The following is a 273-nucleotide window of genomic DNA, read 5'->3' as shown; positions in this document are numbered from 1 at the left end:
AAAAAGCATGGATCACACCGCCATTTTTAGGCTGACAACGCTTAAACGATTGCGCTATTAAGTCATGACTTTGTCTATGATGTACAATCAGCGGTAACTCTAGCTCATTAGCAAGCGCTATTTGTTGCTTAAACAGAAAGGTTTGTTTTTCAAGGTTTTCGATACTGCGATCTAGCCCGCACTCCCCAATAGCCACCAGCTGAGTTTTGTTTGTTTTAGCAAAGTTATACAGCGATTCTAAGTGCGATTGCTGATGTTGCTCTAAAAAGTAAG

The 273-nt window shown here is 40.7% G+C and carries 1 protein-coding gene; it reads right to left on the bottom strand.

What is annotated here, in order from left to right; translation table 11 throughout:
- Positions 1–273: TatD family hydrolase (locus tag SB765_RS29655; protein WP_410932495.1), on the bottom strand; the 273-nt coding region annotated here is incomplete at both ends.

The organism is Pseudomonas sp. SIMBA_067, assembly GCF_046534675.1.
Lineage (GTDB): Bacteria > Pseudomonadota > Gammaproteobacteria > Pseudomonadales > Pseudomonadaceae > Aquipseudomonas > Aquipseudomonas putida.
Note: the sequence above shows the minus strand (reverse complement) of the source record. Positions and strands in the feature narration are given on the sequence as shown.